This is a genomic window from Micromonospora sp. NPDC023966 (genome assembly GCF_040639095.1).
GTDB lineage: Bacteria > Actinomycetota > Actinomycetes > Mycobacteriales > Micromonosporaceae > Micromonospora.
This window is the reverse complement of sequence record NZ_JBEZZJ010000003.1, coordinates 406,895-418,690: the sequence shown is the minus strand read 5'-3', so window position 1 is coordinate 418,690 and position 11,796 is coordinate 406,895. Positions and strand designations below refer to the sequence as shown.

The following is an 11,796-nucleotide window of genomic DNA, read 5'->3' as shown; positions in this document are numbered from 1 at the left end:
TCAAGATGCCAAGCATCAACGACGTCGGCGGGCGACCACCCCAGATTTTCACGCACGGCACGGGCGTCACGACAGAGGCATCGGAGACTCCTATGGAGGTCAAGTGGTCAGGGCGGTGAAGTCGGCGACCAGGGCGGTGTAGACGTCGCGGACGATGTAGCGCTTGAGGCAGCGGAGGACTTCTTGCTTGCTGAGGCCTTCGGTGGTGCGTCGTTGCAGGTAGGCACGGGTTCGTTGGTCGTAGCGCAGGCGGCAGAGCGCGATGGTGTGCAGGGCGTGGTTGGCGCCGCGGTCGCCTCCTCGGTGGAGGCGGTGGCGGCGCACCCGTCCGGAGCTGGCCGGGATGGGTGCTGCACCGCAGAGGTGGGCCAGTGCTGCTTCGGAGCGCAGACGGTCAGGGTTGTCGCCGGCGGTGGTGAGCAGCTGGGCGGCGACGTCGGGGCCGACGCCGAACAGGGCTGTGGTGCGGGGTGCCGCTTTCTGGACGTGGGTGTCACCTGCCGGTCCAGGATCACTTCGACGGCAGCACGCTGCCCGGTCTCGGGACCTGCGTGACAGATCGGTATCAGGACCTGCGTGACGCTCAGGAGTCTGCCGGTACACCGGCTTCTAGTTGGCCGATCATCGGGGCGAGGAGTTCGTTGAGTTCCCGAACCAGCACGACTACGGCTTTACGCGCTGCGGGCGCCACGGAACTGTGCGGACCACCGGGAGCCGGAGGCAGATCATCGAGGGGGACCGGGGCTTCCACCTGCAGCATCGCGCGTAGATGTGGGCTGCGCGTCAGGTCCTGGTCCGAGGGTGTCGTGTACTGGCCAAACAACTGCGGCCAGTCACGCCAACCACGGTCACGCTGCCACTGCTTGGTCCAAGTGAGTTCGGCGGGCCACCGCGAGATCACCGATACGGCGCAGGTCATACTCCCGTCCCACCGGCTCGGCGTACAGGTTGCCGAGATGATCCGTCTGTGCCAACGGACGTAGCCGGGTGACAACTCAATAGCCAATCGCCACGCTGTGGAAGCGAAGGCAACGGGCGCAATGTCGCCCCACGTGTCGGCAAACTGATCGATACGCCTCAGCACCTCGGCCTCGAAGCGACCGCGCCCGTCTGCGCCGTGCTCACGGTCGAAGTGCTCATCGAGCCAGAAGGCGCGGGGTTCAGGCATCCTCATCTCCGTCCGAGGCCGTGGTTCATCACGTCATCCTCACCATGGCGGTCTATCACGAACCCGCACGGCTGTCGGTCCCGCTCGCGAGACGTCATCTAGCCGGACGTGTCACCCACGTCCCGAAACTGATCCGTCACGCAGGTCCTGAGACCGGACAAAGCCGGCAGGCGGCCGACCGTCGGAGGCACGCCACGCCAGCCGTGTGCCAGCCTGACGGCCATGTACACGGAGACACGGGTCGCGTTGGTCTGCACTTATGACAGCGACGCTGATGCGGCCTACATCTACCTCGATCACCCGATCCCGGCGGCTGGGGTGCAGCGGATGGTGCGCTTCGGCGCTGATGAAGGCATGTACAACCTCGACCTCAACCCCGAAGGCCCTGTCGTCGGCCTGGAAATCCTCGATGCTGGCAAACGGCTACCGCCCATGCTCCTGCGGGCAATTCTGAACCCGGCTCAGGAGCAGGCAGAGAGCGAATGAGCCTGGCCCAGCCCGAGGATGTCGCCCACCATCTCGCAGTGTGGTCCGGTGCCGGCCGGATGGTTTTAAGAGCGCCCATAGCCAACGCGTCCCCAAACGGCTGCGGGATCACGGCGGGTTGAGGTGTCGGTGCCCGGTGCTACTCTGGCGCTCGTCGAGCACGTCAGCGCGGCCTTCCTGCCGGACCGCTGGACTCGACTTCCGAGATGCTGAGCGGCCTTGCTGCCGCTGATGCGGGCCACTTCAGGTCGGCTCTCAATCGGACCAGCCGCTGCGCCGGCGGAGTCGTTCACCGATCCCTGCCGCTTGTGCACTTTTAAGTCAACACAGTCATGAGTACACTCTGGAGTAGACATACATCGTTCGGAGCCCGATGATGGTCGATCAAAAGCCGGAGCGGACAAGACGTCTGCCCCGCGCGCAGCGCAGGGAACAGATGCTGGCCGCCGCGACCGAGGCATTCGCACGTAGGGGTTTCGCCGCGACGAGCCTGGATGACATCGCCACCGAGGCAGGGATCACGCGGGTGATCCTCTACCGGCACTTCGCCTCCAAGACCGACCTCTACCAAGCCGTCCTGGACCGCATGTGCGCTCGGCTGGATGCCCACGTCGAAGAGCCGGTCGGTGGGTTCACCGCTGCCAGCATCGACAGCCTGCTCGGTGCTGCGATCGAATCACCGGCCGGGTTCCGCCTGCTGTTTCAGCACGCCCTACGAGAGGCGGAGTTCAAGGAGCGCATCGAGAAGTTCCGCTCGGACATCACCGCCGCCGCCCACCTGCAGATCTCCGCCGTCGTCCCGGACCAGGCCCTCGCCCGGTGGGCCGCGCAGCTAGCACCGGTCGTGGCGATCGAGGCGATCATCGCCTGGCTCGACGCCGGGCAACCCGACCCGGCCCAGGCCGCCACCCGGGTGCGGCAGGCGGTCATGGGCGTCATCCGCGCCGCCGCCTTCGATGCCGACTGCCTCCTCCCCAGCCAGCTCGTAGACAAGGACTGTCATGACCAACACGGCAAAGCGCAAGATGAGTGAAACTCCGACCGCCCGGCAGAAGCGGGTTTGGGACAAGAGCGCGCCCAGCTATGACAAGCAGATCGCCTTGTTCGAGAAGATCTGGTTCGCCGGTGGACGCCAGTGGCTCGGCCGGCGCGCTCACGATCGGGTTCTCGAGGTCGCGATCGGGACCGGACGTAACCTGCCGCACTACCGGGTCGACGCCACCATCACCGGCATCGAACTGAGCCCGGCGATGCTGGCCATCGCGCGCGAGCGCGCCACCGATCTCGGCCGCGAGATGGACCTGCGCGAAGGCGACGCCGAGCGACTGCCCTTCGTCGACGCGTCGTTCGACACGGTGGTGTGTGCGCTGTCGCTGTGCACCATCCCCGACCCCGCTGCCGCGATCGCCGAGATGCGCCGGGTCCTGGTGCCCGGCGGCACGCTGCTGCTGGTGGACCACATCGCCAGCAGTTGGCCGCCGATCCACGCCGCACAGTGGCTGCTGGAACGGATCACGATTCGCGCAGCCGGGGAGCACTTCACCCGCCGGCAGCTATCCCTCGTTCAAGCCGCCGGCTTCCAGATCGAGGAGGCCGAACGGATTAAAGCCGGCACGGTGGAGCGCATCCGCGCCCGCAAGCCGGCCCCGCCGGAGACGGGCGCGTGAACATCGCGAGCGCGCTGGAGCAGTCGGGCCACGACTCGGTCGCTCAATCCGTGCCGTCCCGGCTTTGGCGGCCGCCGAGGCCTACCTGTAGTTGGTGAAGTCGTGGCCGGATCTCTTACGTCGTTTGCGTCCAGGCGGATTGGCGTAGGAGCCGGAGTCCGTTGAGGCCGACGATGACAGTGGAGCCTTCGTGGCCGGCGACGCCCAGGGGCAGAGGCAGGTGGCCGAGCAGGTCCCAGGTCACCAGGACGACGATGAAGGTTGCGGCGATCAGGAGGTTCGCCTTGACCACTCGGCGGGCCCGCTGGGACAGGGCGATCACGGCGGGCAGAGTGTTCAGGTCGTCGCGGACGAGCACGGCGTCAGCGGTTTGCAGGGCCAGGTCTGATCCCTGGCGGCCCATGGCCACGCCCAGGTCTGCGGTCGCCAGGGCGGGTGCGTCGTTGACGCCGTCGCCGACGAGGAGGACCTGTTGTCCCCGGGCCTGGATGTCGCGGACCCGGTCGGCCTTGTCGGCGGGCAGTAGCCCGGCATGGGTGTCGGTGATACCGGCTTCGGCGGCGAGGTGTCGCGCCGCGCCGGGGTTGTCACCGGTGAGCAGGACGGGTGTGGCGCCGGTGAGGGCGGTGAGGGCTTCGACGGTGGCGGCGGCTTGAGGGCGGATGTGGTCGGCGAGTGCAAGCACGCCGCGCGGCCGTCCGTCGACGGCGACCACGACGGCGGTGTGGCCGGCGGCCTGGACGTCGGTGACGGCGCGTCGGATCTGGGCGGCGTCGGCTTCGGGTCCTTCGTCGAGCAGGTTGGGCCCGCCGACCGCCACTCGCTTGCCGTCGACGAGGGCGGAGACGCCGCGACCCGGGGTGGAGTCGAAGTCAGTGGCGGTCGGGACGGGCAGCCCGCGTTCCCGGGCGGCGGTCACGACGGCCACCGCCAACGGATGCTCGCTCGGGTTCTCGGCCCCGGCGGCCAGCCGGAGCAGCTCGCTGGCGTCGACACCGGCCGCGGGGTGGATGCCGGCGAGGCGAGGGCTACCGGTGGTGAGGGTTCCCGTCTTGTCGAACGCCACCAGGCTCGTGTCGGCGAGCCGTTCCATGACCACGGCGGATTTGACGAGCACACCGTTACGGCCGGCGAGGGCGATGGCGGACAGCAGGGGTGGCATGGTCGCCAGCACCACCGCGCAGGGCGAGGCGACGATCATGAAAGTCATGGCGCGCAGCAGGGTGGGCTGCAGCTCGGCGCCGAAGGCGAGAGGGACGCCGAACAGGGCAAGGGTCGCCATGACCACGGCGACGGAGTAGCGCTGTTCGACCTTCTCGATGAACAGTTGAGTCGTCGCCTTGGTGGCCGATGCCTCGTCGACCAGCGCGACGATGCGGGCGATCACCGATTCACCGACAGGCCGGTGCACTCGCGCCACGAGTGAGCCGGTCCCGTTCAGGGTGCCGGCGAACACCTCGTCCCCGGCCGTCTTGGCCACCGGCAAGGGTTCCCCCGTGATGGTGGCCTGGTCGACGTCGCTGGTCCCGTCCAGCACCAGGGCGTCAGCGCCGATCCGTTCCCCGGGACGGATCCGGATCATGTCGCCCACGAGCAGGTCGGCGGTGTCGACGACCTCCTCACCACCGTCGGGGAGCAGCCGTGTGGCCCGTTCGGGGGCCAGGTCGAGCAGCGCACGCACCGAGTCGGCGGTCCGAGCTGTCGCGACGGCCTCCAACGCGCCGGAGGTGGCGAAGATGACGATCAGCAGCGCGCCGTCGAACACCTGGCCGATGCTCGCCGCGCCGATCGCCGCCACGATCATCAGCAGGTCGACGTCCAGGGTCCGCTCGCGCAGCGCGCGCAGGCCCGCGAGCGCGGGCTCCCAACCCCCGGCCGCGTAACACGCCAGGTAGAGAGGCCACCACAGCGCCGGGGGCGCGTCGAGCAGTTGGGCCACACCGCCGAGGGCGAACAGCCCGGTGGCGATCGCCGCCCATCGCACCTCGGCCAGCGCCCAGAAGCGGGCGACGAGACCGGGGCCGGCGGGGCGGCCGGTGATGACAGGTGGCGAGGCGAGCGTCGAACTGGTCACGACAAGCCACGTTACCTGCGTAGGCATGAAGGTAAGCAGGCAGATGTGCAGACGAGTGCTGGAGCACAGCTATGGTGGGTGCCGTGCACACCACGCTGCCCGACTTTCAGATGCCCAACGAGGAACAGGTCCACCTGGCCGCCGAAGGCTTCCGACTGCTCGCCGACCCGACCAGGATCAAGATCCTCTGGGCTCTGCTGCAGGGCGAGTCGTCGGTTGCCTGCCTCGCGGAGCTCGTCGGAGCGAGTCCCACCGCCGTCAGTCAGCACCTCGCGAAGCTGCGTCTCTCCGGGTTGGTGAAGGGACGACGGGAAGGAACCTTCGTGCACTACTCCGCGGCCGACAGCCACGTACGGGCATTGCTCGCGGAGGCCCTGTTCCACGCCGACCACGCGGATCAACCGGACCGACACGACGAACACCCGCACGTGCACGAGACGAAGCCCGCAGCCAACATCGGTTAACGAGGTTGACCCGCGGGACTGGTCCGGCCCGCTGGCGTCCCGGTACCCCCGGGGCCAGGGTTTCCGCCCGCTCGGGCACGCCCGGCAGCTGCGGCCGAGCCGTTTCAGGACCGCTACCGACGCCGGACGCGGCACGAGGGTGTCGTTCCCACGTGATGATGGTGAGCGCCGCCCCGCGGGAGCCGGAATCGGGCGGCTTGCCTAGCGAGCCCATGAACCGGACTAGACAGCGGCGAAATTACGGGCGATGTACGGTCAGTCCGGCCAGGGTGACGGTGACCAGGCGTTGGATGCTCTCTGGGCGGGGCATGGCACCGGCTGCGGTGAGGGCATGCAGGCAGTAGGTGGTCAATTCGTCGGCGGCCACGTCGTCGCGGAGGTGGCCGTCTCGCACGGCCTCTGCGATCAGTTCTTGGACGAAATCGCGTAGTCGTTTTTGGGCGCGGTCGACGTGTTCGCCGCGGTGCAGCAGCGTGGCGAGTTCGCCGCCATGGTGGCGCGCCGAGTGGTGCTGGATGTGCGCGTAGGTGTGCAGGACAGCTTCCAGGCGCACGATGGCCGGGGCGGAGGGGTCGACGGCGGCGGTGAGCTGGTCGAGGTGCGCGGTGATCTGACGTTCGTGCCAGGCGGTCAGGACGGCCCGGGCGTCCGGGAAGTACTTGTACAGCGTGGCGCGCCCGATGCCGGCCTGCTCAGCGATCTGCGACATCGTCACCGCGACCAGCCCGCGCTCTGCCACCAGCGCGGCCATGGCATCCATGGCAGCGTCCCGAACCGCTGCCCGATGGGCGTCGATCGTCTCGGTCCACAGCTTGGGCACACCCGCATCCTACACGTCGTTCACTGGCAGAACAGGTTGCAGTTGACGTAGACAGGTTGTCTCTATACTTTCGGCATGAGGCAGGGTCCGCCTGACCGAGGCACCTTCCAACCCGACCCCCGCCACACCGGAAGCCGGCCCGCGGACCGGCGCGCTCGGCTCCCCGACAGACCACGACCGAGAAGGAACGCCGTGCCAGTCCTGCAAGCCCAGATCCAGACGAACAGAGCCAGCCGCTACCTCGTCCAGTTCTGCAAGCACGCCGCCGCCCTGGGCAGCGACGGCCACTCCGCCCGCATGCACCTGCACACGCGCAGGGAGGTGCGAGTGGCCGCCGAGTGGAGCGACTCCAGCGGAAGGGTCACCTTCGCCCCATGGGGCCGCGCCACGCTCACGGCCGACGGCGACTCCCTCACGGTGCGCATCGACGCTGCGGACGAAGACGGCCTTACTCAGATCCGCGACATCATCACCCGCGACCTCGAACGGTTCAGCAGCCGCAACCCGCTTGCCGTAGCCTGGCAGCTCGAATCCCCCGGCGCGAACCCTCAGGACACCGTCGGCGTGACACGCGGGCAGCGGCGCCGCTTCCCACGCTCCCGTCACCAGAACGCCCTCCTCGCGTTGGCTGTGTTTCTGGTCCTCGCTCTGCACGTGGGCCTGGCGGGCTCGATCGTGGCCGAATCGCGGTGGACCGGCCTAGCGGCAAACGTCGTCGCGGCGCTCGTCGCACTCAAGATCGCGCTGATCGTCGTGGCCCGCATCAAGATCCGTCAGCGCAGGGCGACCAAGCGACCAGAGCAAAGCTGAACGGGACTGCGGTAACACCGAGCACCACTCCCGGCGCAGTCTGGCCGTGGCGAGTCGTCGGCGATGCCAGCTCCTGCTCTCCCCAGCCTTGGACAGTTCACCATCGTGGCCGAACCGTGTGGGCGCTCATCGAATGGCGGCGCCGGTGGATCAGTCGGGATCAGACTGGTCCACCGGCGTCGGAGAGGCGGTCATTGGGTTGCAGTCGGTCAGGCCACGGGTGCTGGCTCGGCCTCGGTGGCGGGCTGTCGCTTCGCCGCGCGGAGGGTGAGTCCGGCGATGAGGGCGCCTGCGACCGCGATGATGCCGGCGCCGACGAAGGCGGCGGAGTAGCCGTCGGTCAGAGCGGCCAGGTCGCCGGGCCGGTCGGCGCCGGCGGACGAGGCGACCGCGGTCATGGCGGCCAGGCCGAGCGCTGAGCCGACCTGATAGCTGGTGTTGACGATGCCGGAGGCGAGGCCGCCTTCCTCGGGGCGGGCGCTGGAGATTGCCGTGCCGAGTGACGGGATGAACGCCAGGGACATGCCCAGCGCGGCGACCAGGGAGGCGGGCAGGACGTCGACGGTGAAGCTGCCGTCCGGGCGGACCAGGGCGAGCCAGCCGAGTCCGATGGCGAGGATGGCGAGGCCGGTGACCACCATGGGCTTCGGGCCGAACCGGGCGATGGCCCGCGGGGCGAGCGCGATCATGCCGATCATGATGAGGATCGTCATCGGCAGCAGAGCGGCCCCGCTGGGGAAGGCGCTGTAGCCGAGGACCTGCTGCAGGTAGAGGTTGAGGAAGAACCACATCGGGATCCAGGCGGCTCCGAGCAGCAGCTGGGCGATGTTGGCGGCGGCGAGGTTGGGGGCGCGGAAGATGGACAGGCGCATCAGCGGCTCGCGGCGTACCGCCTGGAGGGCGACGAATCCGGCCAGGGCGACGACGGCGCCGGCGAGGACCAGCCAGGTTTGACCGGCGGCCCAGCCGACCTCGGGGGCGCGGACGATTGCGTAGACGGCAGCGCCGAGGCCGACGGTCACCGTGAGGGCGCCGAGAATGTCCAGGGAGCCGCGGCGGGTGCCGCCGGCGGGCATCAGAGCAGGGGTGGCGAGCAGCGCGAGGGCCGCGATGGGGATGTTGATGTAGAAGACCCAGGGCCAGCTGATGTATTCGGTGATGACACCGCCGAGGAAGACGCCGGCGGTGCCGCCGGCCGGTGCCGCTGCGCCGTAGAGGGCGAGCGCCCGCGTGAGCTGCTTGGGTTCGGCGCCGAAGAGCATCATGAGCAGGGTGAGCGCCGATGGAGCGATCAGCGCCGCGCCCGCCCCTTGTACGGCGCGGGCGGTGAGTTCGACCGTGACGCTGTCGGCCAGGCCGGCGGCGGCGGAGCCGATGAGCAGGATGAGCCAACCCGCGGCGAACATGCGCCTGGCACCTAGCAGATCGGACAGTCGGCCGCCGAGCAGCAGCAGGCCGCCGAAGGCGACGACGTAGGCGTTGAAGACCCAGGACAGGTTCTCCGGTGAGAAGCCGAGGTCGGTCTGTATGCGTGGGAGTGCGACGCCGATGATCGAGGTGTCCATGATGACCATGAACTGGGCGAGGGCGATGAGTCCGAGGGCCCACCAGCGCTTCGAAGCGGATGCCATGACAATCACTCCTTTGGTTACCCGTAGGGGGTATGGGTAGCGAGAAGTTTCTACCCCCCACCCGTATCGATCGTCAAGTGACGGAGGCTTAGACAGCGCTTAAACGACAGGTTCCGCCGAGGTCTTGAGACGCATACCCGGCAGGGGTATGGTCGGATTGGCCGTTCAGCGCATAGCTGAGCCGGCGGCTGGACGGGCCCTGCGCACCGTCACGGCATCGTCTGCAACATCGAGGAGATCTACATGTGCGGCAATGAATCGAGCTGCGGCTGCGGCACCGTCACGATCGACAGCGCCCCTGCGGCGGCAGACACCACCGCAGGCGCCCGGAGCACCTACCAGGTTTCGGGTATGACCTGCGGCGGCTGCGCCAAGAAGGTCACCGGGCACGTCTCCGAGATCGCGGGTGTGACCGATGTCCAGGCCGACGTGGCCGCGGGCACGATCACCGTTCTCAGCCAGAACCCGCTGGGTGCCGCCGACGTCCATGCCGCCGTTCAGCGGGCTGGCTACCAGCTCGTGGATTGATGTGCAGGGGTTCCGCATCCCCACGGCGCGACGCCGTGGGGATGCAGCCCGGTCGGAGGGACGTTCCTTACAGGCGGTCGAGAATCTTCTGCAGGGTCTGCACCTCCGCGGCCTGGTCCGAGGCAATCTTGGCGGCGAGCGCCTTGGCCTCGGGGTTGCTGCCGCTGGTCTGCTCGGTCTTGGCCATCTCGACGGCGCCGTTGTGGTGGCCGATCATCATCTCGGCGAACTGCTTGTCGAACTCGGTGCCCGTGGCAGCGGCGAGGTCCGCCATTTCCTGCTCGGACATCATGCCTGGCATCTCCGAGTTCATCCCTGGCATGTCATGACCGGGCGAGGCCGACATCCCGGGCATGTTGTGACCGGGACCCGAGCTCATCCCCGGCATGCTGTGGTTGCTGGGGAGGTCGGTGGGCTTCCCCCACGACGTCAGCCACCCCTTCATCGTGGTGATCTCGGGATCCTGGGCCGCCTTGATCTTGGCAGCCAGGTCCTTCAGCTCCGGGTCGCTCGCCCGGGTCGGGGCCAGGTCGGCCATCTCGACCGCCTGCCGGTGGTGCGGGATCATCATCTGAGCAAACATGACGTCCGCGTCGTTGAAGGTGGCGTTGGCCGAGGACGAGGTGCTCGCCGACGGAGCGCTGTTGCCGTGCTCCATGCCGGCCATGTCGTCACCGCCGCTGCAAGCTGCGGTGACGAGCAGAGCAGACAGGGCGACGCCGGCGAGGGCGCTGCGGCGCAAAATGGTTCGCTTCATCAGGTACGTGGTCCTTGTCGCTAGATTTTCGGAAACGGCCGTTGGATCCGGACAGCCCGGATCGCGCGCTTCCTATGTCCGCAGGACCGACAGGACGGTGAGATGTAGCCCGATGGGGCGTCGTGGTGGAGCTCGACACTTGCCCGTCACCCATGGCCAGGCACCGGCCGGCATGGCGAGGTCCCGCCGGCGCCGCCGGAGCAACACCACAGAGATGAGGACCAGCACGGCGCCCAGCACAGCCAGGCACACGGTGAAAGCGTGAAGATCGTCGCCATGGCCGTGCGAGCCGTCGTGGCCCTGCGCGGGCGCCGGCACAGGTTCGATCATGTGTCCGGCGGTCGTGCCATGGCCGACGGCGGGGTGCTCGAGGTCGGGCGGATGGCCGAAGGTGTGCATGCCGAACACGCCGAACGCCAAGGCGACCAGCAGCGTCAACCGCAGAAGCGTCTGCCGCCTCCGCAGGTTCGGTTCGTTCACCGCCGGACTTTTCATCCCGTACCTAGATTAGTCAGCGCTAAAGCCGAGAAGAGCAGTGTGGATCACATGTGCCTCATCAGTGGGTCACGTTCGGGATGTCGAACCACGTGAACGGCGGCCACGGCAGATTGCGAAGGACCGTGCTGTAGAGCAGGAAGGCAATGCCGTAGGCCCAGTAGACGCGTGGCGACAGCCGTAGCGCGGGAAGCTCCCGCCGGAACCAGGCGATGCCGGCCCAGCGGACGCCCGCGTAGAGAAGGAAGGGAACGGCGACCAGGGCGGCCAGGGCGCCTGGACACGATGGGCTTCGCCGTCGTCGGGCCGGATTCCTTCCTCGCCTCTGGCCATCCCGCGCCGGGACAGCCCGGGCCCGCTCATCTCGGCCTCGTCGAGAGCCGCGACGGCGGCGCCGCCTGGCACTCCCTCTCACTTGCCGGGCACGCGGACTTCCACCTCCTCCGCACCAGCGGCGGAATCACGTACGGCCTGGACTCCGCGTCGGACACGCTGATGGCCAGCCGCGATCGGGTCACCTGGGACAGCCGTTCGCAGATCGACGCGTACGACCTCGCGGTTGACCCGACGCGGGCGGACGCCATCCTCGCGATACGGGTGCGACCTGACGCCCCGGACCGGGGTTCGAACCTGCGACACACGGTTTAGGAAGGCAGTAGCGCTAGAGCCGACGCACCCGACCTGACCTGGGGCGGGCCTAGATCGAGGCAGTGTCCGCCGCTTGATCATTCCGTGCATAGTCCGGATCTTGGAGACCTCAGAACCGGAAGACGTCGCTTGCCCCTATACGGGCGTTTCGCCCGCGTACCTGACCGTAATGCGGCAGTCTGGGGCCACGTGCAGGTAGGCAACGCCGAGGTGAAGCAGTTGGGCCGCCGGGTCAATGGATGGTCGGC

At 68.3% G+C, this 11,796-nt stretch carries 13 protein-coding genes and 1 pseudogene; 7 read left to right on the top strand and 7 right to left on the bottom strand.

Features of this window, described 5'->3' with window-relative positions:
• Positions 1 to 99 precede the first annotated feature (99 nt).
• A pseudogene (locus AB0F68_RS08270) lies at positions 100 to 447 on the bottom strand (IS110 family transposase); the annotation flags it as partial.
• A 136-nt stretch (positions 448 to 583) separates the two neighbouring features.
• Entirely contained in the window at positions 584 to 1,168 is a 585-nt protein-coding gene (locus AB0F68_RS08265; RefSeq protein WP_357333832.1) for a hypothetical protein, read from the bottom strand.
• A 222-nt stretch (positions 1,169 to 1,390) separates the two neighbouring features.
• Here AB0F68_RS08265 and AB0F68_RS08260 point away from each other — a divergent pair, with 222 nt between their 5' ends.
• The 3 genes from AB0F68_RS08260 to AB0F68_RS08250 all read left to right on the top strand — a co-directional run bounded on the left by AB0F68_RS08260 (position 1,391) and on the right by AB0F68_RS08250 (position 3,321).
• On the top strand, positions 1,391 to 1,654 hold the full coding sequence (locus tag AB0F68_RS08260) for a DUF2283 domain-containing protein (protein WP_357333830.1): 264 nt from the start codon (positions 1,391 to 1,393) through the stop codon (positions 1,652 to 1,654).
• A gap of 373 nt (positions 1,655 to 2,027) precedes the next feature.
• Positions 2,028 to 2,687 carry a helix-turn-helix domain-containing protein gene (locus AB0F68_RS08255; RefSeq protein WP_357333828.1) on the top strand — a complete coding sequence of 220 codons (660 nt, stop codon included), beginning with the start codon at positions 2,028 to 2,030 and terminating at the stop codon, positions 2,685 to 2,687.
• Positions 2,656 to 3,321 (top strand): methyltransferase domain-containing protein, encoded by a 666-nt coding sequence (locus tag AB0F68_RS08250; RefSeq protein ID WP_357333826.1) that lies wholly within the window; start codon positions 2,656 to 2,658, stop codon positions 3,319 to 3,321. Before AB0F68_RS08255 ends, AB0F68_RS08250 begins: the two co-directional genes overlap by 32 nt.
• A gap of 115 nt (positions 3,322 to 3,436) precedes the next feature.
• Here the strand turns inward: AB0F68_RS08250 and AB0F68_RS08245 are convergent, their stop codons facing one another.
• Entirely contained in the window at positions 3,437 to 5,362 is a 1,926-nt protein-coding gene (locus AB0F68_RS08245) for a heavy metal translocating P-type ATPase (RefSeq protein ID WP_357333871.1), read from the bottom strand.
• Between the two features lie 104 nt (positions 5,363 to 5,466).
• Here AB0F68_RS08245 and AB0F68_RS08240 point away from each other — a divergent pair, with 104 nt between their 5' ends.
• Positions 5,467 to 5,859 (top strand): metalloregulator ArsR/SmtB family transcription factor, encoded by a 393-nt coding sequence (locus tag AB0F68_RS08240; protein WP_357333824.1) that lies wholly within the window; start codon positions 5,467 to 5,469, stop codon positions 5,857 to 5,859.
• 238 nt (positions 5,860 to 6,097) lie between these two features.
• On the opposite strand, the gene AB0F68_RS08235 is transcribed toward AB0F68_RS08240, so the two are convergent.
• A complete protein-coding gene (locus tag AB0F68_RS08235) occupies positions 6,098 to 6,679 on the bottom strand; it encodes a TetR/AcrR family transcriptional regulator (protein ID WP_357333822.1) in 582 nt (193 codons plus the stop codon).
• Positions 6,680 to 6,871: 192 nt separating this feature from the next.
• Between AB0F68_RS08235 and AB0F68_RS08230 the strand changes: the two genes are divergently transcribed.
• Positions 6,872 to 7,489, top strand: a complete 618-nt coding sequence (locus AB0F68_RS08230) for a DUF2218 domain-containing protein (RefSeq protein WP_357333820.1) — start codon at positions 6,872 to 6,874, stop codon at positions 7,487 to 7,489.
• A 209-nt stretch (positions 7,490 to 7,698) separates the two neighbouring features.
• Here the strand turns inward: AB0F68_RS08230 and AB0F68_RS08225 are convergent, their stop codons facing one another.
• Positions 7,699 to 9,120: an MFS transporter gene (locus AB0F68_RS08225; protein WP_357333817.1), complete on the bottom strand. Its 1,422-nt coding sequence runs from the start codon at positions 9,118 to 9,120 to the stop codon at positions 7,699 to 7,701.
• Positions 9,121 to 9,405: 285 nt separating this feature from the next.
• Between AB0F68_RS08225 and AB0F68_RS08220 the strand changes: the two genes are divergently transcribed.
• Entirely contained in the window at positions 9,406 to 9,648 is a 243-nt protein-coding gene (locus tag AB0F68_RS08220; RefSeq protein WP_357333869.1) for a heavy-metal-associated domain-containing protein, read from the top strand.
• Positions 9,649 to 9,715: 67 nt separating this feature from the next.
• On the opposite strand, the gene AB0F68_RS08215 is transcribed toward AB0F68_RS08220, so the two are convergent.
• Both AB0F68_RS08215 and AB0F68_RS08210 read right to left on the bottom strand, forming a co-directional pair.
• Positions 9,716 to 10,405, bottom strand: a complete 690-nt coding sequence (locus AB0F68_RS08215) for a DUF305 domain-containing protein (protein ID WP_357333815.1) — start codon at positions 10,403 to 10,405, stop codon at positions 9,716 to 9,718.
• A 72-nt stretch (positions 10,406 to 10,477) separates the two neighbouring features.
• Complete coding sequence (locus AB0F68_RS08210; RefSeq protein WP_357333813.1) at positions 10,478 to 10,885, bottom strand: DUF6153 family protein; 408 nt, start codon at positions 10,883 to 10,885, stop codon at positions 10,478 to 10,480.
• A gap of 300 nt (positions 10,886 to 11,185) precedes the next feature.
• On the opposite strand from AB0F68_RS08210, the gene AB0F68_RS08205 reads away from it, so the two are divergent.
• Positions 11,186 to 11,548 carry a hypothetical protein gene (locus AB0F68_RS08205; protein WP_357333811.1) on the top strand — a complete coding sequence of 121 codons (363 nt, stop codon included), beginning with the start codon at positions 11,186 to 11,188 and terminating at the stop codon, positions 11,546 to 11,548.
• Positions 11,549 to 11,796 lie beyond the last annotated feature (248 nt).

Coding starts and splice junctions, on each gene's coding strand:
- AB0F68_RS08265 (WP_357333832.1), bottom strand. CDS start 1,168: ATGCCTGAACCCCGCGCCTTCTGGCTCGATGAGCACTTCGACCGTGAG.
- AB0F68_RS08260 (WP_357333830.1), top strand. CDS start 1,391: ATGTACACGGAGACACGGGTCGCGTTGGTCTGCACTTATGACAGCGAC.
- AB0F68_RS08255 (WP_357333828.1), top strand. CDS start 2,028: ATGATGGTCGATCAAAAGCCGGAGCGGACAAGACGTCTGCCCCGCGCG.
- AB0F68_RS08250 (WP_357333826.1), top strand. CDS start 2,656: ATGACCAACACGGCAAAGCGCAAGATGAGTGAAACTCCGACCGCCCGG.
- AB0F68_RS08240 (WP_357333824.1), top strand. CDS start 5,467: ATGGTGGGTGCCGTGCACACCACGCTGCCCGACTTTCAGATGCCCAAC.
- AB0F68_RS08225 (WP_357333817.1), bottom strand. CDS start 9,120: ATGGCATCCGCTTCGAAGCGCTGGTGGGCCCTCGGACTCATCGCCCTC.
- AB0F68_RS08215 (WP_357333815.1), bottom strand. CDS start 10,405: ATGAAGCGAACCATTTTGCGCCGCAGCGCCCTCGCCGGCGTCGCCCTG.
- AB0F68_RS08205 (WP_357333811.1), top strand. CDS start 11,186: ATGGGCTTCGCCGTCGTCGGGCCGGATTCCTTCCTCGCCTCTGGCCAT.